This is a genomic window from Streptomyces sp. NBC_01335 (assembly GCF_035953295.1).
Classification (GTDB): domain Bacteria; phylum Actinomycetota; class Actinomycetes; order Streptomycetales; family Streptomycetaceae; genus Streptomyces.
In genome coordinates, this window is the sequence record NZ_CP108370.1 from 2,521,347 (window position 1) to 2,542,347 (window position 21,001).

General features: G+C 72.9%; 14 protein-coding genes. 5 read left to right on the top strand and 9 right to left on the bottom strand.

What is annotated here, in order from left to right; genetic code table 11:
- The first annotated feature begins 16 nt into the window (after positions 1–16).
- Both OG599_RS10820 and OG599_RS10825 read left to right on the top strand, forming a co-directional pair.
- Positions 17–835 (top strand): DUF3097 domain-containing protein, encoded by an 819-nt coding sequence (locus tag OG599_RS10820; RefSeq protein ID WP_327175770.1) that lies wholly within the window; start codon positions 17–19, stop codon positions 833–835.
- 136 nt (positions 836–971) lie between these two features.
- On the top strand, positions 972–3,845 hold the full coding sequence (locus tag OG599_RS10825) for a hypothetical protein (RefSeq protein WP_327175771.1): 2,874 nt from the start codon (positions 972–974) through the stop codon (positions 3,843–3,845).
- An 18-nt stretch (positions 3,846–3,863) separates the two neighbouring features.
- On the opposite strand, the gene hemW is transcribed toward OG599_RS10825, so the two are convergent.
- Together hemW and OG599_RS10835 are read right to left on the bottom strand one after the other, a co-directional pair.
- On the bottom strand, positions 3,864–5,096 hold the full coding sequence (gene hemW, locus OG599_RS10830; protein WP_327175772.1) for a radical SAM family heme chaperone HemW: 1,233 nt from the start codon (positions 5,094–5,096) through the stop codon (positions 3,864–3,866).
- A 54-nt stretch (positions 5,097–5,150) separates the two neighbouring features.
- On the bottom strand, positions 5,151–5,786 hold the full coding sequence (locus tag OG599_RS10835; protein ID WP_442809414.1) for a TetR/AcrR family transcriptional regulator: 636 nt from the start codon (positions 5,784–5,786) through the stop codon (positions 5,151–5,153).
- 188 nt (positions 5,787–5,974) lie between these two features.
- Here OG599_RS10835 and OG599_RS10840 point away from each other — a divergent pair, with 188 nt between their 5' ends.
- Positions 5,975–7,444, top strand: coding sequence for an MFS transporter (locus OG599_RS10840; protein WP_327175773.1), 1,470 nt, complete (start codon positions 5,975–5,977; stop codon positions 7,442–7,444).
- Between the two features lie 76 nt (positions 7,445–7,520).
- On the opposite strand, the gene OG599_RS10845 is transcribed toward OG599_RS10840, so the two are convergent.
- The 3 genes from OG599_RS10845 to lepA form a co-directional block, all read right to left on the bottom strand.
- Entirely contained in the window at positions 7,521–9,593 is a 2,073-nt protein-coding gene (locus OG599_RS10845) for an ATP-binding SpoIIE family protein phosphatase (RefSeq protein ID WP_327175774.1), read from the bottom strand.
- A gap of 306 nt (positions 9,594–9,899) precedes the next feature.
- Positions 9,900–11,792 carry an AMP-dependent synthetase/ligase gene (locus OG599_RS10850; RefSeq protein WP_327175775.1) on the bottom strand — a complete coding sequence of 631 codons (1,893 nt, stop codon included), beginning with the start codon at positions 11,790–11,792 and terminating at the stop codon, positions 9,900–9,902.
- A 390-nt stretch (positions 11,793–12,182) separates the two neighbouring features.
- Entirely contained in the window at positions 12,183–14,057 is a 1,875-nt protein-coding gene (gene lepA / locus OG599_RS10855) for a translation elongation factor 4 (protein WP_327175776.1), read from the bottom strand.
- Between the two features lie 227 nt (positions 14,058–14,284).
- On the opposite strand from lepA, the gene rpsT reads away from it, so the two are divergent.
- Positions 14,285–14,551 carry a 30S ribosomal protein S20 gene (gene rpsT, locus OG599_RS10860; RefSeq protein ID WP_327175777.1) on the top strand — a complete coding sequence of 89 codons (267 nt, stop codon included), beginning with the start codon at positions 14,285–14,287 and terminating at the stop codon, positions 14,549–14,551.
- 268 nt (positions 14,552–14,819) lie between these two features.
- Here rpsT and holA read toward each other — a convergent pair whose 3' ends face one another.
- On the bottom strand, positions 14,820–15,806 hold the full coding sequence (holA, locus tag OG599_RS10865) for a DNA polymerase III subunit delta (protein WP_327175778.1): 987 nt from the start codon (positions 15,804–15,806) through the stop codon (positions 14,820–14,822).
- Positions 15,807–15,943: 137 nt separating this feature from the next.
- On the opposite strand from holA, the gene OG599_RS10870 reads away from it, so the two are divergent.
- A complete protein-coding gene (locus tag OG599_RS10870) occupies positions 15,944–16,195 on the top strand; it encodes a hypothetical protein (protein WP_327175779.1) in 252 nt (83 codons plus the stop codon).
- Positions 16,196–16,303: 108 nt separating this feature from the next.
- Here OG599_RS10870 and OG599_RS10875 read toward each other — a convergent pair whose 3' ends face one another.
- The 3 genes from OG599_RS10875 to OG599_RS10885 form a co-directional block, all read right to left on the bottom strand.
- Entirely contained in the window at positions 16,304–17,188 is an 885-nt protein-coding gene (locus OG599_RS10875) for a YceI family protein (protein ID WP_327175780.1), read from the bottom strand.
- A 254-nt stretch (positions 17,189–17,442) separates the two neighbouring features.
- Positions 17,443–20,133, bottom strand: coding sequence for a ComEC/Rec2 family competence protein (locus OG599_RS10880; RefSeq protein ID WP_327175781.1), 2,691 nt, complete (start codon positions 20,131–20,133; stop codon positions 17,443–17,445).
- Entirely contained in the window at positions 20,130–20,954 is an 825-nt protein-coding gene (locus OG599_RS10885; RefSeq protein ID WP_327175782.1) for a ComEA family DNA-binding protein, read from the bottom strand. The genes OG599_RS10880 and OG599_RS10885 overlap by 4 nt, the downstream gene beginning before the upstream one ends.
- Positions 20,955–21,001 lie beyond the last annotated feature (47 nt).

Sequence of the window (21,001 nt, forward strand, 5' to 3'; positions counted from 1 at the left end):
GAATTATCGTCGTGCCATGCGCAGTTACCAGCCGGACCTGACCCCGCCGTGGAAGAGGTCCGCCCCCGTGCCCGAGGTGCCCGCCGATCCGGATCTGGTCGTGGAGGAGGTGTCCACCGGCTTCTGCGGTGCGGTGATCCGCTGCGAGAAGTCCGCCCAGGGGCCGGTGGTGACGCTGGAGGACCGGTTCGGCAAGCACCGGGTGTTCCCGATGGAGCCGCGCGGCTTCCTGCTGGAGGGCCGGGTGGTGACGCTGGTGCGCCCGTCGTCCGGCGGCCCGGTGGTCCCGGCGCGTACGGCCTCCGGATCGGTGGCGGTGCCGGGTGCGCGGGCGCGGGTGGCGCGGGCCGGGCGGATCTACGTGGAGGGCCGGCACGACGCGGAGCTGGTCGAGCGGGTGTGGGGCGACGACCTGCGGATCGAGGGGGTGGTCGTGGAGTACCTGGAGGGCATCGACGATCTTCCGGCGATCGTGCGGGAGTTCGGGCCGGGGCCGGACGCACGGCTCGGGGTGCTGGTGGACCATCTCGTACCGGGCTCCAAGGAGTCCCGGATCGCGGCCGAGGTGTCCGATCCGCACCTGCTGGTGGTGGGGCACCCGTTCATCGACGTCTGGGAGGCGGTGAAGCCCGCCTCGGTGGGGATCGCCGGCTGGCCGTCCGTACCGCGCGGGCAGGACTGGAAGACCGGGGTGTGCCGGGCGCTGGGGTGGCCGGAAAACACCGGAGCGGCCTGGCAGCACATCCTGTCGGGGGTCCGCTCGTACAGGGATCTTGAGCCTCAACTCCTGGGCCGCGTAGAGGAATTGATTGACTTTGTCACGCTTCCGGGGTGACACCCGGAGTCCCTTGCGGCGCCGCCCCGCAACTGTTGCGCCGGATCGGGTCCCGATCCGGAGAAAGTGCTGCGGTTCGCACTCCTGACCGGTTAATTGGGAGTACGCGATTCGTCTGCGACGGGGGGATACGGGGATGCCGCAAGGGGACTGGCAGGAAAGCGGCGGAAACGAGGCGTCCTCCGCCGTCTTCCACCTCGTGCAGGAACTCGTCGACCGGTACCGGATCAACCGCCCGGTGATGCCGATCGTGGTGGCCCAGGCCGACGACAGCGGGGCACCGCCCGAGATCGACGACCGGGTCCGGGAGATCGCGCACCTGGTGTACCGCGCCAACGAGCCGCGCCGGGTCCCGGTGCGGCTGCTGGAGAGCCGGGGCACCTCCCCGTACGCGTCGGCGCTCGACATGGTGCGCAGGCTGGGCGAGCGCCCCTGGGAGACCCGGGAGCGCAGCCAGTACAAGCCCTTCGCCTTCCCCCGGTCGCGGCTGCTGGGCGCCATCGAGCAGGCGACCGCCCAGGTGCTCGCGCAGCCGGGCGGCACCACCAGGGCCGACCGGGGCGAACGCATCCTGGAGGAGCTGGGCTCGCTGCGCTGGCGGCCCACCCGGTCCGGGACCAGCGACTGGTCCCGCTCGCTGCGCGAATCCGTCCGCCCCGAGACCTTCCTGGGCGCCGTGTTCATCGCGGTGCTCGGCGTGCTGCTCGGCGAGATCGGCTGGACCGCCACCCTGCTGCTGGCCGCCGCCGCGACGCTGGCCCTGGCGGTGGTCCGGCTGCTGACGACCTCGGCTCCCCCGCTGCTCTGGCTGCGGCGGGCCAGCCGCTGGTTCGCCACCACCTCCTCGCTCGCCGCCTCCAGCACCGGGTACCCCTCGGACGGCTGGTCCTGGCTGTCGCCGAGCGGCTCGTGGCGGGTGATCCGGGCCCGGGCCGCCGCCGTCGCGCTCCGGGTGGCGGAGGCCGAGGAGGGCGACGCGGCCGCCCGCCAGTTCCACCTGGAACTGCGGGTCCAGGCGCTCCTGGAGGACCTGCGCCACAGCTACCGGCCGCGCGCGCTGGACTGGCGGCGCAGCAAGCGCACTGTCCCCCCGGTGGTGCTGCTGCCGACGGCCACCAACGAGAACGGGGGCGTGCTGCTGATCAACGCGATCAACAACGTGCGCTCGCGCCGCAGCGAGGTCGACCCGCTGCTGCTCCTGGCCACGCTGCCGGCCGCCGAGGAGCTGGTCCACACCCCCTCGCAGCCGCCCGGCCGGCCGGCTGCGGGCGGCCGGGCGCCGTGGCTGGGGGCGCAGGCCCGCTACCGGGCGTGGGTGAACGAGCTGAGCGTCGGCCAGTCCCCCGCCGGCGCCTCGGCGCTCTCCTGGGTGCTGCGCCTGCCGCTCACCACCGCGCAGCTGACCCACGACCACGCGGACGCCCAGCTGCACACGGTCCGGGTGCGCCGGACGTGGGCCTGGTACGTGATGTCCCGGACCACGGTGGCGCTGGTCCTCGTCGGGAGCCTGCTCGGCACCTTCCTCTGGAGCGAGCACTGGCAGGACACGTACTGCCACGGGCCGCTGACCGACCGGAACACGGACGCGGTGTGGAGCGGTGCGGGTCACGGCCCCCGGGAGTGCGTGGGCGTGGCGACCTCGCCCGAGGTGCGGTTCGCCAAGGGGAACGGCCTGGAGCTGAGGGGGCTCGGCGCGGGGGTCACGTTCGAACGCGTCGAGCAGGCGATCCGCGACGAGAACGCCAGGATCGGCCCCACCGAGTCGTACGTCACGGTGATCTACGCCGGTCCGCTCACCGCCGAGGAGGAGACGGACACCCGCAAGGGGCTGGAGGAGCTCACCGGGGTCTATCTGGAGCAGCAGTCGGTCAACGGCACCACCACCGACGAGCACCCCGTCAAGCTGAAGGTCCTCACGGCCAACGGCGGGGAGGACATGCTGCGGCAGACCGTCGCCGTGCGGAAGATCATCGAGGTGGCCCACCGGGACCCGCACGTCGTGGGGGTGGTGGGCATGGGCCGGAACACCACCGAGAGCCCGGCCGCCACCGAGGCGCTCCGCAAGGCCGGACTCGCCGTGGTGGACACCACCAACTCCAGCAGCAAACTGCCCAAGGAGTCGAACTACTTCGGGCTCGCGGCGACCGACACCGAGCAGACGTACGCACTCGGGCTCATCGCCCGCCAGCTGCTGCCCAAGAACGGCACCGGCCACGCGCGCGTGCTCTCCCGGCTCGAGGAGAACGGCGACAAGGACCAGTACACGATCGACCAGCGTGACGCGGGCCGGGAGATGCTCGAGACCGCGGGTTATCTCGTGGGCGAGAACGTCGGCTACCCGCTCGCCGAGAACGGCGCGGCCGCCCTGGGCGGTGCGGTCGGCGAGATGTGCGAGGAGCAGCCGGTCCCGGACGCGCTGTACTTCGCGGGGCGGGCGGAAGACGTCAACCCGCTGCTGGACAAGCTGTCGCAGACCGCGGGCTGCTCGGAGAAGGACATCACCGTCTTCACGGGCGACGACCTGACCAAGGCCACCTTCAACGACACGAGCAGGGTCACCCTGTACTACACCGCGCTCGCCCCGATGGCCCCGGACCGGGGCTCCGCGTTCTACCGGAGCGCCGCCGCCGCCCTCGCCGAGCTGCTCCCGGAGGGCACCGGGCGGACGGCCGCCGAGACCGGTCCGGCGGGATACCGGAACGCCCTCTTCGCGAGCGGTCAGATCGTCATGTCCTACAGCGCGACGACCGCCCTCTACGACGCCGCCGCCCGGCGCGACACCCCGAGGAGCGCCGCCGAGACCTGGGCGCTGCTGCACACGGTCAACCGCGAGAACATGCCCACCGGGACGATCTCCCTGGCCGGTTCGCCCTCGTCGGTCAGCGACAACCTGCACGGGCTCGACGTGGTCAAGGTCACCCGCCGGGGGGAGCAGACGGACAGCACGGTCGTGTGCGGCAAGCCCGCGGGCCCGGCGCCGAAACTGACCCCGGAGCTCTGCACGCCGTGACCGCTCCCGCTCCCGGCCTCAGTCCACCAGGTCGCGCACGACCGCGTCGGCGAGCAGGCGCCCGCGCAGGGTGAGGACCGCGCGGCCCTCCTCGTACGGTCCGGGCTCCAGCAGGCCCTCGCCGAGGACCCGGCGGGAGGCGGCGAGGCCGTCCGGCTTGAGGAGGGAGAGCGGGCAGCCCTCGCGGAGCCGGAGCTCCAGCAGGACGCGCTCGACGCGGCGGTCCTCGGCGGAGAGGATCTCCCGGCCCGCGCCGGGCGAGCGGCCCTCGGAGAGCGCCTGGGCGTACGCCCCCGGGTGCTTCACGTTCCACCAGCGCACCCCGCCGACGTGGCTGTGCGCGCCCGGTCCGGCGCCCCACCAGTCGGCGCCGCGCCAGTACAGCTCGTTGTGCAGGCAGCGGCCCTCGGGGGTGCGGGCCCAGTTCGACACCTCGTACCAGGAGAAGCCGGCGGCGGCCATCGCCTCGTCGGCGATGAGGTACCGGTCGGCGTGCACGTCGTCGTCGGTCATCGGGACCTCGCCGCGCCGGATGCGGCGGGCCAGCTGGGTGCCCTCCTCCACGATCAGCGCGTACGCCGAGACGTGGTCGGGTCCGGCGCCGATCGCCGCGTCCAGGGAGGCCCGCCAGTCGTCGTCGGACTCGCCGGGGGTGCCGTAGATCAGGTCCAGGTTGACGTGGTCGAAGCCGGCTTCCCTGGCCTCGGCGACACAGGCCTCGGGGCGGCCCGGGGTGTGGGTGCGGTCCAGGATCTTCAGCACGTGCTGCTTGGCGCTCTGCATGCCGAAGGAGATCCGGTTGAATCCGCCCGCGCGCAGCTCGGCCAGATAGGCCGGGTTCACCGACTCCGGGTTGGCCTCGGTGGTGATCTCCGCGTCGGGGGCGAGCCCGAACTCGTCGCGGATCGCGGCGAGCATCCGGACCAGGTCGGCGGCGGCCAGCAGGGTGGGCGTGCCGCCGCCGACGAAGACCGTGCGCACCGGGCGCGGGTCGTCGCCGAGGACCTTGCGGGCCTGGCGGACCTCCTCGACGAGGTGGGCGGCGTAGTTGTCGCGGGAGGCCAGGGCGCCGCCGGAGCCGCGCAGCTCGGTGGCGGTGTAGGTGTTGAAGTCGCAGTAGCCGCAGCGGGTCGCGCAGTACGGAACGTGCAGGTAGAAGCCGAGGGGGCGGTCGGCGGCGCCTTCCAGGGCGTGGCGGGGCAGCGCCCCGTCGTCGGGCACGGGCTCACCATCGGGCAGTACGGAAGGCATAGGGTCCATTGTCGCTCGCCGCCGGAGTGGCCCCCGCCACGCACCGGAAGGTGGTCAGGCTCCGGCCTGGAGGCGGAGGCCCGACAGGGTCAGCTCCAGCCCGGCGAGGAACTGCTCCGTGTCGTCGTGCCCGTCGAACTCCTCGACGATGTCGCGCACGAACGGGAACTCCGAGGCGTCGAGCGCACGCCACGCCTGGGCGAAGCGGCCGAGGAACTCCTCGCGGTCCACGGAGCCGTCGAGCACCTCCGGGGGCGGCTCCTGTCCCAGGTCGGCGGCGCTGCCGACCACCACGCCCACGATCGCCGACACGGCGTGGAACCGCTGTCGCGGCGTGAGATCGAGGCGGAGCGTCTGCTGCCCCAGCGCCTCGTAGAGCCGCAGCGAATTACCCCGGACGACGGTGGTGCGCATGAAGTGCGCGCCCAGCCACGGCCGGTCCACGATCGCGTCGAACAGAGTGAGCGCCATCACGCGCAGGTCGTCGATCGCGTCGCCGCTGCGGGGCTGCGCCTCGACGGCGGCCAGCACTCCGCCGAGCACGTGGTCGATGGCGCGGTCGAGCAGATCGTCCTTGCCGGAGACGTACCAGTAGATGCTGCCGACGCCGGTGCCGAGCCGGGCCGCGAGGGCGCGCAGGGTCAGGGCCGGTTCGCCCGCCTCGTCCAGCAGGTCCACCGCCGCGGACATGACGGTCTCGATGGAGTGCGAAGCGCGCCGGCGTCCACGCGCGGGACGGTCGGCGGGTCGTGGTCGCGGGCCTGTCATGGGCCACATCCAATCACAGCTTGCTTCTTCATCGAACGTGGTTCTATCTTAGAACAACGTTCTATAGAACGTCGTTCGATAGTCGGCGGCGTTCCCGGAGGAGGCCCGCCATGACCACGACCACCCCCGCGCCACCCGAGGCGTCGCGCACCTACCCGTCCCTGCGGGCGGCCTGGATACCCCTGGCCGCCCTCTGTCTGGCCTTCTTCGTCGAGATGGTCGACAACACCCTGCTGTCCATCGCGCTCCCCACGATCGGCCGGGACCTCGGCAGCGGCACGACCGCCCTGCAGTGGGTCACCGGCGCGTACTCCCTGACCTTCGGCGGCCTGCTGCTGACGGCGGGATCGATGGCCGACCGGCTCGGACGACGCCGCGTGCTGCTGGTGGGCCTCGCGGTGTTCGGTCTGCTGAGCCTGGGCGTCGCCGCGGTCACCACCGCCGGGCAGCTCATCACCCTGCGGGCCGGTCTCGGCATCGCCGCGGCGGCCATGGCGCCGATCACGAACTCGCTGGTCTTCCGGCTGTTCGACGACAAGGCGCTGCGGATGCGCGCGATGACGCTGATGATCGTCGTCGGCATGTCCGGCTTCGTCCTCGGCCCCCTGCTGGGCGGCACCGCCCTGGCCCACGCGCGGTGGCAGTGGCTGCTGCTCGTGAACGCCCCGATCGCGCTGATCGCGGCCGTCGGCGTCCGTCTGGGAGTCCCGGCCGACCGGCCCGAGGACCTCACCCGCGACAAGCTCGACCTGCCCGGCGCCGCGCTGAGCGTCGCCACCATCGGCCTCGCCTGCTACGCGCTGACCAGCGGCGTCGAGCACGGCTGGCTCTCCGCGGCCACGATCGCCTCGGTCCTCGGCGCCGTCGCCGCCGGCATCGCCTTCGTGACGCACGAGCGCCGCAGCCGCGCGCCCATGCTGGACCTCAAGCTCTTCGGCAACGGCGTGGTCCGCGGCGCGGCCATCGCGCAGATCGGCACGGCCATCGCGATGGCCGCCGTGATGTTCGGGCTGATCCTCCACTTCCAGTACGCCTACGGGTGGAGCCCCGTCCGGGCCGGTCTCGCGAACCTGCCGCTCATCGTGACCATGATCGTCGCGACCCCGCTCTCCGAGTGGCTGGCGGGCCGGTTCGGCCACCGCGTCGCCTGCCTGGTCGGCGCGGCCTGCCTGACCGGCTCACTGGCCGGCCTCTCCTGGGGCGTCAGCCACGGCTACCTCGCCATCGCGGCCTGCATGGTCGTGATGACCATCGGCCTGCGCACCGTGATGACCATCTGCGCCATCGCGCTCGTCGACGCGATGCCCGCCAACCGCACGTCCATCGGCACGGCGCTCAACGACACCGCCCAGGAGGTCGGCACCAGCATCGGCACCGCCATGGTCGGCACCCTGATCGCGGCACTGGTCACCACCCAGCTCCCCGCGGGCACCTGGAGTGGGGCTCTGGTGACGTCGTTCTTCCACGGCGAGCGGATCACCTACGCCATCCTGGCGGTCGTCGTCGGGCTGGTCGCGGCAGCCGGCGCACTCACCCTCTCCGACTCCCGGGTCACCGAGGAACCGGCCGGCCAGGAGTGAGCCGGCGGCCCGCCGGCCCCGGCCGCCCCGTCGGCGCGGGGTCGGCGGGCCACCGTGGGCCCCGGGACCCGGCCGCTCAGTCGGCGCGCAGCACCAGCAGCGCCACGTCGTCGTCCGGCGGCAGCTCGGAGAAGCCGTGCACGGCCCGGCGGATCTCCTCCGCGACCTGCGACGCGCTCTGCCCGGCGCAGGTCGCGAGGGCCCGGGCGAGGCCGTCGCCGTCGTCGAAGAGCGCGGAGCCGGACCGCCGCTCGGTGACCCCGTCGGTGACGCAGAGCAGGCTGTCGCCCGGTTCCAGGTCGAAGCTCTGGCTCTCGTACGCCACGTCCTCCACCACCCCGAGCAGCACCTGCGGTTCGGCGACCGGGCGTACGGTGCCGTCCGGGCGGAGCAGCAGCGGCAGCGGGTGGCCCGCGCTGGCCACCGTGCACCGGGCGCCGCCGCCCGGGAGCGGGACGACCTCGCCGTAGAGCAGCGAGAGGAACCGGGACTGCCCGGCGTCCGTCAGCTGCTGCCCGCCCGCCGCCGCGACCATCAGGGCGGCGGCCTCGGCGGCCTCCATGGCGTCGTCGAGCAGCAGCCGGTTGAGCCGGTCCAGCACCTCGCCGACCCCGAAGCCCTCGCGGGACAGCAGCCGGAGCCAGGGCCGGGCCAGGCCGGTCACCACGGCGGCCTCCGGGCCGCTGCCCTGGACGTCGCCGAGGACGAAGCACCAGCGGCGCTTCGGGCAGGGGAAGATGTCGTAGAAGTCACCTCCGACCACGCCGTCGTCGCTGGGCTCGTAGACGACGGCGCTGCTCATGCCGGGGATGTCGGCGATCTTGTTGGGCAGCAGTCCGCGCTGGAGGATGCGGCTGATGGTGGCCTGCCGGGTGTACGCGCGGGCGGCCCCGACCGCCTGACCGAGGCGGCGCACGAAGTCCTCCACGACCCCGACCACGACCGCGGGCAGCTCGGCGCCGGAGTCGTGGTCGCGGCCGACGAGCACGGTGCCCAGCGTGCGGCCGCCGGCCGTGATGCGGCAGGCGAGGGCGGCCCCGTCGTGGGCGCCCGGCTCCCGGCCGCCCGGCGGCCAGGGCAGCGGCACGGGTCCCGGTCCGGCACTGTGCGGCAGCCGGAACGGCTCGCTCTCCAGCGCTCCCCCCAGCGGACCGGCGCCCGGCTCGTCGCCGTGCCGTACGCGGGTGAGGCGGGGTGCGCCCGGGGCGCCCGAGCCCTCCTCGTCCAGCCAGATCGCGCACCAGTCGACCAGCCGGGGGACGAGCATCCGGCCCGCTGTCGTCGCCACCAGCTCCTCGTCGAGCTGCCCGGTGAGCAGGTCGGACGCCTCCGCGAGGAAGGCGAGCGCGCCCTGCCGGTCCCAGACGCTGTCGTCGCGCGCCCCGGGCGGGGCGGCGGGCACCAGATGGTCGGCGGCGGGCTGCGGGGGCACGAGGACCGGGTGGCCGGCGGCCGCCGCCGCGGGGTCCGCGCCCTGCCGGTGCTCGACCGGAATGTCCGCGCCGGCCGGTGCGCCGGTGCCCCAGTCGCACACGGGGAGCCGGGCCCAGACGGTCTTGTGCCCGGTGCGGTAGGTGATGCCCCAGGCGACCGAGAGCGCGGCGACGAGGTCGAGCCCGCGCCCGTATTCGGCCAGACCGTACGGGTCGCCTGCCGCGGGTGCCCCGGAGCCGGGGACGGTGGCGGTGGCCGTGGCGTCGGGGACGGTGACGGCGGGCGGGGTGGCCGCGCCCGCACCGGGGAGCGCCTTGGGTGCGGTGGCCGGCTCCCCGGCCACCTCGCCGGTCGCCCGGGCCGGGTGGTGGTCGGTGACCTCCAGGACCACGGCGGCGGGTTCCTCGCCGGTCGCGTGCTCCAGGCGCACCAGCACGTCGACCACGGTCCCGGCGTGCACCACGGCGTTGGTGACCAGCTCGCTGGCGACGTTCACCAGGTCGTCGGCGAGCCGGTCGCTGAACCCCACGGCGGCCGGGACCCCGAGCCCGGCCCATTCGGCCAGCACCGCACGGACGAACCGACGGGCCCCGGACGGGGACTGCGGGGTCGCGGGCAGGCTGGTCGTACTGACGAGCGGGGGTCCGCCCGCCCGGTCCGCGTCGGTGCCACCCGGCCGGTGAATGGTGGCCCGTTGCAGTGGAATTGGCCCCACGGTGCGGCTCCTCCGGATCTCGAAACGCCGCCGACACACGACAGAGTGACAGACCGGCCGTGCACAGGCGCACGGAGTTACCGAACTGGGAGAAGGAATACACGCCAACCCCGCGCGGGTCGCACGCCGGGGCGCACGGCGGGCGCGTGACGTAGGCAGCGGGGAGCGCGACGACCGCGCGGCGTACCCGGCCCGGCGCGCCCGCCGGGGGACGCACGGGGCCCGGGCGCGGCCCCGGAAGGAGCACGGGGCGGCACGGCCGTCCGCCGTACCGCCCCGGGCCCCTGCGCCGCCCCGTGCCCGCGCTCAGGCCTCGCGCGTCCCCGCGTACATGTCCTCGATCAGCGACTTGTACTCGCGCTCGACGACCGGGCGCTTCAGCTTGAGGCTGGGGGTCAGCTCGCCGTGTTCGATGTCCAGGTCACGCGGGAGGAGGCGGAACTTCTTGATGGTCTGCCACCGCTGAAGTCCCCCGTTGAGCTCCTTGACGTAGCCCTCGATGAGCTCCACGGTCTGCGGGGCCGCCACCACTTCGGCGTACGCCTTGCCCGCCAGGCCGTTCTCGGCGGCCCAGCCGAGGATCGCGGGCTCGTCCAGGGCGATGAGCGCGGTGCAGAAGTTCCGGTCCGCGCCGTGCACCAGGATGTTGGAGACGAACGGGCAGACCGCCTTGAACTGGCCCTCGACCTCGGCCGGTGCGACGTACTTGCCGCCCGAGGTCTTGATCAGGTCCTTCTTCCGGTCCGTGATGCTCAGGTACCCGTCGACGGAGAGTTCGCCGATGTCGCCGGTGTGCAGCCAGCCGTCCGACTCCAGCACCTCGGCCGACTTTTCCGGGAGCCGGTGGTAGCCCTGCATGATGCCGGGGCCGCGCAGCAGCACCTCGCCGTCGTCGGCGATGCGGACCTCGGTGCCGGGGAGCGGCTTGCCGACGGTGCCGGTGCGGTAGGCCTCGCCGGGGTTGCAGAAGGAGGCGGCACTGGACTCGGTGAGGCCGTACCCCTCCAGGACGTGCACGCCCGCGCCGGCGAAGAAGTAGCCGATGTCCGGGGCGAGGGCGGCGGAGCCGGAGACGCAGGCGCGCAGCCGGCCGCCGAACGCCTCGCGGATCTTCGCGAAGACGAGGGCGTCCGCCGCCCGGTGCTTGGCGCCGAGGGCGAAGGGGACGGAGGAGGTGCCCGTACGGCGGAAGTTGTCCTGCGAGACCTTGGCGTACTCGCGGGCGACGCCCACGGACCACTGGAAGATCTTGTACTTGGCCCCGCCACCGGCGCGGGCCTTCGCGGCGACGCCGTTGTAGACCTTCTCGAAGATGCGCGGGACGGCCGCCATGTAGGTGGGCCGGACCACCGGGAGGTTCTCGATGATCTTGTCGACCCGTCCGTCGACGGCGGTGACGTGGCCGACCTCGATCTGGCCGGAGGTCAGAACCTTGCCGAAGACGTGCGCGAGCGGCAGCCAGAGGTACTGGACGTCGTCCGCGTTGATCAGCCCGGTCGCGACGGTGGCCTTCGCCATGTACGACCAGTTGTCGTGCGGCAGCCGCACGCCCTTGGGCCGCCCGGTGGTGCCGGAGGTGTAGATCAGGGTGGCCAGCTGGTCGGCGGTGATGTCCGACACCCGCTCCTTGACGGCCTCCGGGTGCTCCACCAGGTACGCGGCGCCCTGGGCCTCCAGCTCGGCGAGGGTCAGCAGCCAGCCCTCGGGGTCGCCCTCGGCGGGCTCGGCGGCGGCCGGGTCGATGACGACGACACGGGTGAGGTCGGGCAGCTCGGCGCGGGACTCGCGGGCCTTCGCGACCTGGGCCGCGTCCTCCGCGATCAGCACCCGGCTCTCGGAGTCGGCCAGGATGAAGGCGGACTCCTCGGTGTTGGTGGAGGGGTACACCGTGGTCGTCGCGGCCCCGGCGCACATCACGCCCAGGTCGGCGAGGATCCACTCGACCCGGGTGGAGGAGGCGAGCGCGACCCGCTCCTCGGGCCGCACGCCGAGCGCGATCAGGCCCGCCGCGATGGCGTAGACCCGTTCGGCGGACTCTCCCCAGGTCAGCGACTTCCACTCGTCCGGACCCTCGCCCGTGGACGAGGGCACCGGGTAGCGGTACGCCTCGCCGTCCGGCGTGGCGGCCACCCGCTCCATGAAGAGATTCGCCACGGAGGGCGGTCGGTTGTCGATCAGGGTCTGTGGTGTGTCGCTCACGACGTCCTCCGGGCCTGCGGCATCACTACGACCGGCCGCTTGGTGATCCTGCTGTGTCTGCTTGCTTCTCGTTCCCGCTCTGCGCGTGATCCTGATCCACCGCGCGTCCTGCTCGTCCCGCTCGCTCGACTGTTCCCGCCCTGTACGACCGGCTCACCACCGGCCGTGCGGCCGGTGCGTCACCGGCTTGCTTAACTGGCGAGTAACTAGACGAGCCGTGATCAGGGTAAAGCGCGCCCGGTGTCCGCGTAAGGGGCCACGGGCCGCCGGTTGATAACGAACGGGCCCCCGCCCTCCGCGCTGCGCGGAGGAACAGGGGCCCGAACGTGTGACGCCTCGAACACGGAGGAACCGCGGCGGGTGAGGCCGCGGGGCGGAGCCGGGGCGGGGCTACTTCTTGCCCTTGGCCTCGGCGGCGGACTCGTCGGTGGACAGGACCGCGATGAACGCGTCCTGCGGCACCTCGACGTTGCCGACCATCTTCATCCGCTTCTTGCCTTCCTTCTGCTTCTCCAGCAGCTTCCGCTTACGGGAGATGTCACCGCCGTAGCACTTGGCGAGGACGTCCTTGCGGATGGCGCGGACGGTCTCGCGGGCGATGACCCGGGAGCCGATGGCCGCCTGGATCGGCACCTCGAAGTTCTGCCGGGGGATGAGCTTCTGCAGCTTGGCGACGAGCCGCACGCCGTACGCGTACGCCTTGTCCTTGTGGGTGACGGCGGAGAACGCGTCCACCTTGTCGCCGTGCAGCAGGATGTCGACCTTGACGAGCTGCGCCGACTGCTCGCCGGTGGGCTCGTAGTCGAGCGAGGCGTACCCACGGGTCTTCGACTTCAGCTGGTCGAAGAAGTCGAAGACGATCTCGGCGAGCGGCAGGGTGTAGCGGATCTCCACCCGGTCCTCGGAGAGGTAGTCCATGCCGATCAGGGTGCCGCGCCGGTTCTGGCAGAGCTCCATGATCGCGCCGATGAACTCGCTGGGCGCGAGGACGGTGGCCCGGACGACCGGCTCGTGCACCGAGTCGATCTTGCCCTCGGGGAACTCGCTCGGGTTGGTGACGATGTGCTCGGTGCCGTCCTCCATCGTCACGCGGTACACCACGTTGGGCGCGGTGGCGATGAGGTCGAGACCGAACTCGCGCTCCAGGCGCTCGCGGATCACGTCGAGGTGGAGCAGGCCGAGGAAGCCCACGCGGAAGCCGAAGCCGAGCGCGGCGGAGGTCTCCGGCTCGTAGACCAGGGCCGCGTCGTTGAGCTGGAGCTTGTCCAGGGCCTCGCGCAGGTCCGGGTAGTCCGAGCCGTCCAGCGGGTAGAGGCCCGAGAACACCATCGGCTTCGGGTCCTTGTAACCGCCCAGCGCCTCGGTCGCCCCGCTGTGCAGCGAGGTGATCGTGTCACCGACCTTCGACTGACGGACGTCCTTCACGCCGGTGATGAGGTAACCGACCTCACCCACGCCGAGGCCGTCCGCCGGGGTCATCTCCGGAGACGAGACACCGATCTCCAGCAGCTCGTGCGTGGCGCCGGTCGACATCATCCGGATGCGCTCGCGCTTGTTGAGCTGGCCGTCGACCACACGGACGTACGTGACGACGCCGCGGTAGGAGTCGTAGACCGAGTCGAAGATCATCGCGCGGGCGGGGGCGTCCGCCTGGCCCACGGGGGCCGGAACGTCCCGGACCACCCGGTCCAGCAGCGCGTCCACGCCGACACCGGTCTTCGCGGAGACCCTGAGGACGTCCTCCGGCTGGCAGCCGATGAGGTTCGCCAGTTCCTCGGAGAACTTCTCGGGCTGCGCGGCCGGGAGGTCGATCTTGTTCAGCACCGGAACGATGGTGAGGTCGTTCTCCATGGCCAGGTACAGGTTGGCCAGGGTCTGCGCCTCGATCCCCTGGGCCGCGTCGACCAGCAGGACCGTGCCCTCACAGGCGGCGAGCGAACGCGACACCTCGTACGTGAAGTCCACGTGCCCGGGGGTGTCGATCATGTTGAGGATGTGGGTGCTGCCCTTGCCCTCCGCCGTGGTGGGCGCCCACGGCAGACGGACCGCCTGGGACTTGATGGTGATACCGCGCTCGCGCTCGATGTCCATCCGGTCGAGGTACTGGGCGCGCATCTGCCGCTGGTCGACCACGCCCGTCAGCTGGAGCATCCGGTCGGCAAGGGTCGACTTGCCGTGGTCGATGTGCGCGATGATGCAGAAGTTGCGGATCAGCGCCGGGTCGGTACGGCTCGGCGCAGGCACGTTGGTGGGAGTCGCGGGCACGCAGGGTCCTGATTCTTGAGACGCCGAACGCCGTGTCTCGGGTCGATGTCGGGTCGGTCGGATCTATACGTAGCTTCCATCGTCCCACGCCTGGGCCGCAGCCACGGGTTTGGGCCGGTAGGAGGGTGACTGGTACCGTGGGCAGCTGTGCCTCGTGGCTCCCTGGGTGATACCGCGGAGACGCGCGGCGCACTCAGAAGATCCAACGAACCTGAAAAGGCTCTCTCGTGGCGAACATCAAGTCCCAGATCAAGCGGAACAAGACCAACGAGAAGGCGCGCCTGCGCAACAAGGCCGTCAAGTCGTCGCTCAAGACCGCGATCCGCAAGGCCCGTGAGGCTGCCGTCGCCGGTGACGTCGAGAAGGCCACCACGGCCGCTCGCGACGCTTCCCGCGCGCTCGACAAGGCCGTCTCCAAGGGTGTCATCCACAAGAACGCCGCGGCCAACAAGAAGTCGGCCCTGGCCTCCAAGGTTGCCTCCCTCAGCGCCTGAGCACCCTGATGTGATCGCCGGAACGGACACAGCGGGCCCTCTCTCCCGCTCCTGACCGGCACCCCGTGCCGCACACCGAACCTGCGTTCGCCACGCGGGTGCGGCACACACAGCGTGAACGGAAAGGCCCCGCTCGTCCCCCTCCCCGGGGTGACGAACGGGGCCTTTCCGTGTGTGGGGCGGGGGTGTGCGCGTACGGGCGCGGGCGCGGGTATGGGCCTCCAGAGGCCGGGGGTCTCACCTCCGGCACCGGCTCAGCGGCTCGGGATCAGCGGCCCGCGCGGGCGGCTCGCGCCACGGCGACGACCGCCTTCTCCAGGGCGTACTCCGGGTCGTCCCCGCCGCCCTTGACGCCGGCGTCGGCGGCGGCCACGGCCAGGGTCGCCGCCGCGATCCCGTCCGGGGTCCAGCCGCGCATCTGCTGGCGTACCCGGTCGATCTTCCACGGCGGCATGCCGAGCTCGCGGGCCAGGTCGGCGGGGCGACCGCCCCGGGCGGAGGAGAGCTTGCCGATGGCCCGGACGCCCTGGGCGAGGGCGCTGGTGATGAGGACGGGGGCGACCCCCGTCGAGAGCGACCAGCGCAGCGCCTCCAGCGCCTCGGCCGCCCGCCCTTCGACCGCCCGGTCGGCGACGGTGAACGAGGACGCCTCGGCACGGCCCGTGTAGTAGCGCCCGACGACGGCCTCGTCGATGGTGCCTTCCACGTCCGCGACGAGCTGGGAGACGGCGCTCGCCAGCTCCCGCAGGTCGCTGCCGATGGAGTCCACGAGGGACTGGCACGCCTCCGGGGTGGCCGAACGGCCCAGCGCCCGGAACTCCGACCGTACGAAGGTGAGCCGCTCGGCCGGCTTCGTCGTCTTCGGGCAGGCGACCTCACGCGCTCCGGCCTTGCGGGCCGCGTCCAGCAGGCCCTTGCCCTTGGCGCCGCCCGCGTGGAGCAGCACCAGGGTGATCTCCTCGGCCGGGGAGTCGAGGTACGCCTTGACGTCCTTCACGGTGTCGGCGGAGAGATCGTGGGCGTTGCGGACGATCACCACCTTCCGCTCGGCGAAGAGGGACGGGCTGGTCAGCTCGGCGAGCGTGCCGGGCTGCAACTGCTCCGAGGCGAGATCGCGGACGTCCGTGTCGGCGTCGGCGGCGCGGGCAGCCGCCACCACCTGCTGCACGGCGCGGTCGAGGAGGAGGTCCTCCTGGCCCACGGCGAGCGTGAGAGGGGCGAGCGGGTCGTCGGTGGGGTTCCTTCTGGTGGCCATCGCCGTCCAGCATCCCACGCCCCACCGACAGCCGGTCCGCCCTCCGCTGCCGCCTGCCCGGTCCGCCCTCCGCTGCCTGCCCGGTCCGCCGTCCGCCCGGTCCTCGGTCCGGGGCACGGTGGAACGCGGGCGAGAATATGTGGGTGAGCGATGTGAGACATGTACTGGTGCTGCCCGACCGTGACGCCGCCCGGGAGGTGGCCGAGGAACTCCCCGACCGCTTCGCCGTCGGCGAGGAACCGCAGTTGCTGAGGGACGCGCTGGCCGGTGAGGACGACGCCGAGGACGCCCAGTGGCTGGTGGTCGTGGAGGACCCGGACGGGCAGCTGGACACCGCCGCTCTCGACGCCTTCGCGGCGGAGTACGAGGGGTGGCTGGAGGCCCCGTAACCGGAGGCCCCGTAACGGAGCCGCAGCGGGGGCACGGGGCCACGAGCGGGGGCGCCGGGCGGGGCAGGGATCCCAGTACCCCGTCGGGCCCGGGCCCTGCCCGGCGGGTCAGCTCTTCTGGACGATCTGGATGTCCATCTCGATGGAGATGCTGGAGCCGACGACCGCGATCCCCTTGGCCAGCATCGTCTGCCAGGTGAGGGTGAAGTCTTCGCGGTGCAGCTCGGTGGTGGCCCGGCAGGCGGCCCGCGCCTCGCCCTCCAGCCCGTTGCCGAGACCGAGGTACTGGGTGTCCAGCGTCACGGTGCGGCTGACGCCGTGCAGGGTGAGCGCCCCGGTGACGGCCCACCGGCTCCCGCCGCGGTGCACGAAGCGCTCGCTGTAGAACTCCAGCGTCGGGAAGTGGCCGACGTCCAGGAAGTCGGCCGACCGCAGGTGGTCGTCGCGCATCTGGACGTTGGTGTCGATCGATGCGGCGTCGATGATGACGTGCATCGCCGAGTCCTCCATGTGCTCCGCGATGCGGATGGCACCGGCGAAGGTGTTGAACCTGCCGTGGACGCGCGCCATGCCGATGTGCCGGGCGGTGAAGCCGATCTGGGTGTGGGTCGGCTCGATCTCCCAGTCACCGGGGGTGGGGAGCTGCGGGGGCTGCGCCAGCTGGAGCCGTACGTCGCCGAGGTTCGCGTGCCCGTTCTCGGTCACCGTGACCGGCCCGTGGAAGGGGGTGAACCCCTCGGAGGTGATGCCCAGTCGGTATTCGCCCGCCGGAACCGCCGCGAGGATCCTCCCGTACGGGTCGGTGTCGCCACCGAAGACTCTGCGGCCCCCGGCGTCCGTGACGACGAACTCGGCCTGCAGCACCGGCTGGTCGACCGGGTCGAGCACCCGGCAGCTGATCACGCCCGCGGACTGCGGCACGGTGACTCCGGCGAGGGCGCCACCGGAGGCGGCACCCGACTGTCCATTGCTGCGAAACCAACGGCCGAACATTGCGCACTCCTGGGGGCGATCACCTGGGGCCCCTACAGCTGGACGTCGTTGTCGGAGCAGCGGCCCGCCGACGAAAATGCATTCGATCATTCTTGCCGCGTTCGAGGCAAACAGAGCTGCTCGTACGGGGATGCACGGTGCTGTGACGGGCTGTTACCGAAGATCCTTATTGACGCCACCTCTCATAAATTGGTCCGTATTGCGGACACTCCACACCTCCTTCACGGTGCCGCTCCCGAGTACCGGAGAACCCCCTACCGGCGGCCCACCACCCGCAGTCCGGCCCCCGCGCCGCTCACGGCGATCGCCCCGTCCACGTCCGTACGCAGCACCTTCGCGCCGCCCGCCGCCAGAGCCGCCACGGTGCGCGGGGCGGGGTGCCCGTACGGGTTCCCGGCGCCGCAGGAGATGAGCGCGAGCCTCGGCCGCACCCGGCGCATCAGCCCCGGGTCCTGGAAACCCGAGCCGTGGTGCGCCACTTTGAGCACGTCCACGCCGGACAGTTCGGGGTGCGCCCGTATCAGGCCCTGCTGGGCCGGGGGTTCCAGGTCGCCCAGGAGCAGCAGCCGCAGACCGCCCCGCGCCGTGACCAGCAGGGTGAGGCTGGAGTCGTTCGGCTCCTCCGGCACGCCCGGAGCCGCCACCGTCGTCCCCGCGCCCGCCTCCGGCCACAGGACCTGCCAGTCGAGGACCCCGATACGGCGGTGCTCCCCCGCCGCCGCCGGAATCAGCGGTACTCCCGAGGCGGCGGCGGTCCGCCGTACGAACGCGGCCTGCTCCGCCGGCTCTTCGAGGCCGGTCGTCTGGACCGCCCCCACCGGCCGGCCCCGCAGCACACCGGGCAGGCCCCGCACATGGTCCGCGTGGAAGTGGGTCAGCACCAGCAGCGGTACACGTCTGACGCCCAGCTCCCGCAGGCACCGGTCGACGGGTGCCGGTTCGGGCCCGGCGTCCACGACGACCCCGGTTCCGTCCCCGGCCGCGAGCACCATCGCATCGCCCTGCCCGACGTCGCACAGGGCGAAGGCCCAGCCGGGCGGCGGCCACCCCGTCACCATGCGGGTCAACGGCACGGGCCTGACCACCGCGAGGGCCAGCAGCAGCGCGGCCACCGAGCAGACCCAGGGGTGCCGGCCCAGGTGGCGGGCGCCCACCACCACGAGCAGCGTGGCTCCCGCCAGCAGCGCGGCCCCTCCCCAGCCACCGGGCCAGGCAGCCTCCGCCCCGGGCAGCCCGGCACCCGTTCTGGCGACGCCCGCGATCCACTCCACCGGCCACCCCGCGATCCGGGCCAGCACCTGCGCCGCGGGTATCGACACCGGGGCCACGGCGAGCACGGCGAACCCGAGGACCGTCGCGGGCGCCACAGCGAACTCGGCGAGCAGGTTGCACGGGACCGCCACCAGGCTCACCCGGGAGGCCAGCACCACGACGACGGGCGCGCAGACGGCCTGCGCCGCGGCGGCGGCGGCCAGCACCTCGGCGAGCCTGGCGGGAACCCCCCTCCGGCAGAGCGCCGCTCCCCAGCGCGGCGCGAGAGTGAGCAGCGATCCGGTGGCGAGGACGGAGAGCAGGAAGCCGTAACTCCGGGCCAGCCACGGGTCGTACAGCACCAGCAGCAGAACCGCCGCCGCCAGTGCGGGAATCAGGGCTCTGCGCCGGCCGGTCCCGATGGCGAGGAGCGTGACCAGTCCGCACGCCGCCGCGCGCAGCACGCTCGGCTCCGGCCGGCAGACGATCACGAACGCGAGGGTGATCAGACCGCCGGTCAGCGCCGTCGCACGCAAGGTCAGCCCCAACCGGGGCGCGAGGCCCCGCCGTTCGGCACTCAGGGCAGCACCCGGAGGGCCGATCAACAGGAAGAGAAGAATGGATAAATTCGCACCAGAAACAGACAGCAAATGGGCGAGATCGGTGGATCGGAAAGCATCGTGCAGTTCGGTCGGGACGCGTGAGGTGTCGCCGACCACCAGGCCGGGCAACAACGCCCGGGCGTCCGGGCCGAGCTCCTCGGTGGCCCGGCGCAGCCCTTCGCGCAACTCCCCCGCCAGGCGCTGTGTGAAAGTGGGCCCGGTGGCGATCCGTGGCGCGGTACCCGCCGCCACCCGCAGGGTCGCCGCGCTCCGTTCGCCCTCGCGCGTGGAGGGAACGAGCCGGCCCTCGATCCGCAGACCGGTGGAGGGCAGCAGGCTCTGCCACGCCCGCGTCGCGGCGCCGGGCGACACCATCAGGACGACCGGCGTGCGGAGCCGGTACGCCTCCACGCCGGCGCGAGCCGCAGCCGAGCCGGAGCCGGGAGGAGCCATACCGGAGCCGAAGCCCGATCCGGAGCCGAAGCCGGAACCCGAGCCAGAGGCGGAGCCGGAGCCCGAGGCGGAGCCGGAGCCCGAGGCGGAGCCGGTATCCGAGCCTGAGCCGGGACGGGGACCGGGGAGCGCGAGCCGGGTGACCTCGGCGTCGATCAGCAGCAGGGCGGGCATGCTCCGGCTGCCGCGCACCTGGGCCCGCGTCCGTACCGGATCGGAGGTGACGGTCACCTCCGCTTCCACCTCCGTGTGCGCCCGCGCCAGCCCCGGTACCGGGCCCCGACGCACGTCGGCCCCGTGCAGCCCCGCCGAAGCGGCCCCGGCCGCCGCGCACAGCAGCACGGCGCAGACCGCACCCCTTCCGGTGGACCGGCGGGTCCCCTTGCCCCGCGCCATGCGCAGGAGCACCAAGGCCACCACGAGACAGACGACGACCCCCGTTGCCGTCCAGGCCCCGGGGAGGACCAGGCAGAGCGCGGCGGACGCCCAGGCGGCGAGAGCCGGCAGCACCAGCCTCAGATCGGCCGGACCTTCCTGCCCCGCACCGGAGGCCGCACCCGAGCCCGCAGCCGTACGCGCGCCCGCACCGGAGGCTGTCGGGCGCTCCGTGCGGACGGGGGCGCCGGTGTCCCGGTTCATGGCCGCACCAGGGGCTGGAGATCGGCGAAGCGCCGGTCACCGATGCCCGTGACGTTCCGCAGTTCGTCGACGGAGGCGTATCCCCCGTGCTCGGTGCGGTAGTCGACGATGTGCTGGGCCAGGACGGGCCCGACCCCCGGCAGCGTCTCCAACTGCTCGGCGGTGGCGGTACTGAGGCTCAACGGCCCGGCCTGCGCCGCCTCTCCGCCGCCCGGCACCGGTCCCCCCGCCGCACCCGGGGGCTGCGGGGCCGTGGGGATTCCGACCACCACCTGCTCGCCGTCGTTGAGGATCCGGGCGCGGTTGAGGCCGGTGACGTCCGTCCCCGCGAGTACGCCCCCAGCGGCGTGCAGCGCGTCGGCGACCCTCGACCCGGCCCTCAGGTGCTGGACTCCCGGCCGCCGCACCTTGCCGTTCACGTCGACCACGATCCGGTCGGCGGCCACGGCGTCGGGAGCGGCGGCGGGCGACGGTCGTGGCCGTGACGACGGGGGCGCCGACAGGGACGTCGCGCCCGCGTTCTCCGTACGCGGCAGGGCGGACACCTCGGCCGCCGCCCGCACCGCCTCGGGGACGCGTACGGTCTCCGGCCCGGCCGTCCAGAAGTGCGCCCCGGCCAGGACCGCGAGGCCGACCAGGACCACGCCCAAGGCGGCCGTCGCCTTCGGTTCGAGGGCGCAACGGAGCTGGAACCAGAGAGGTAACCGCTCGCGGAGAGCGGCACGAGCAACGGCCCCGGCGTCCTCATCCCCCATGGACTCCCCCACCGGCTCTGCCACCGCCTCGCCCAGCAACGCGGCGGCCCGGCGGCGCCCCGCCACATCTGCCTCGTCCTTCGGCCGCCCCCTCGCGCGTCGCCCCGGTCGAA

Bases quoted from the DNA above. Each gene is read 5' to 3' on its own strand.
- holA (WP_327175778.1), bottom strand. From the start codon at position 15,806: ATGGCCACCAGAAGGAACCCCACCGACGACCCGCTCGCCCCTCTCACG.
- OG599_RS10870 (WP_327175779.1), top strand. From the start codon at position 15,944: ATGTGGGTGAGCGATGTGAGACATGTACTGGTGCTGCCCGACCGTGAC.
- OG599_RS10820 (WP_327175770.1), top strand. From the start codon at position 17: ATGCGCAGTTACCAGCCGGACCTGACCCCGCCGTGGAAGAGGTCCGCC.
- OG599_RS10825 (WP_327175771.1), top strand. From the start codon at position 972: ATGCCGCAAGGGGACTGGCAGGAAAGCGGCGGAAACGAGGCGTCCTCC.
- OG599_RS10835 (WP_442809414.1), bottom strand. From the start codon at position 5,786: ATGTCCGCGGCGGTGGACCTGCTGGACGAGGCGGGCGAACCGGCCCTG.
- hemW (WP_327175772.1), bottom strand. From the start codon at position 5,096: ATGCCTTCCGTACTGCCCGATGGTGAGCCCGTGCCCGACGACGGGGCG.
- OG599_RS10880 (WP_327175781.1), bottom strand. From the start codon at position 20,133: ATGAACCGGGACACCGGCGCCCCCGTCCGCACGGAGCGCCCGACAGCC.
- OG599_RS10840 (WP_327175773.1), top strand. From the start codon at position 5,975: ATGACCACGACCACCCCCGCGCCACCCGAGGCGTCGCGCACCTACCCG.
- OG599_RS10875 (WP_327175780.1), bottom strand. From the start codon at position 17,188: ATGTTCGGCCGTTGGTTTCGCAGCAATGGACAGTCGGGTGCCGCCTCC.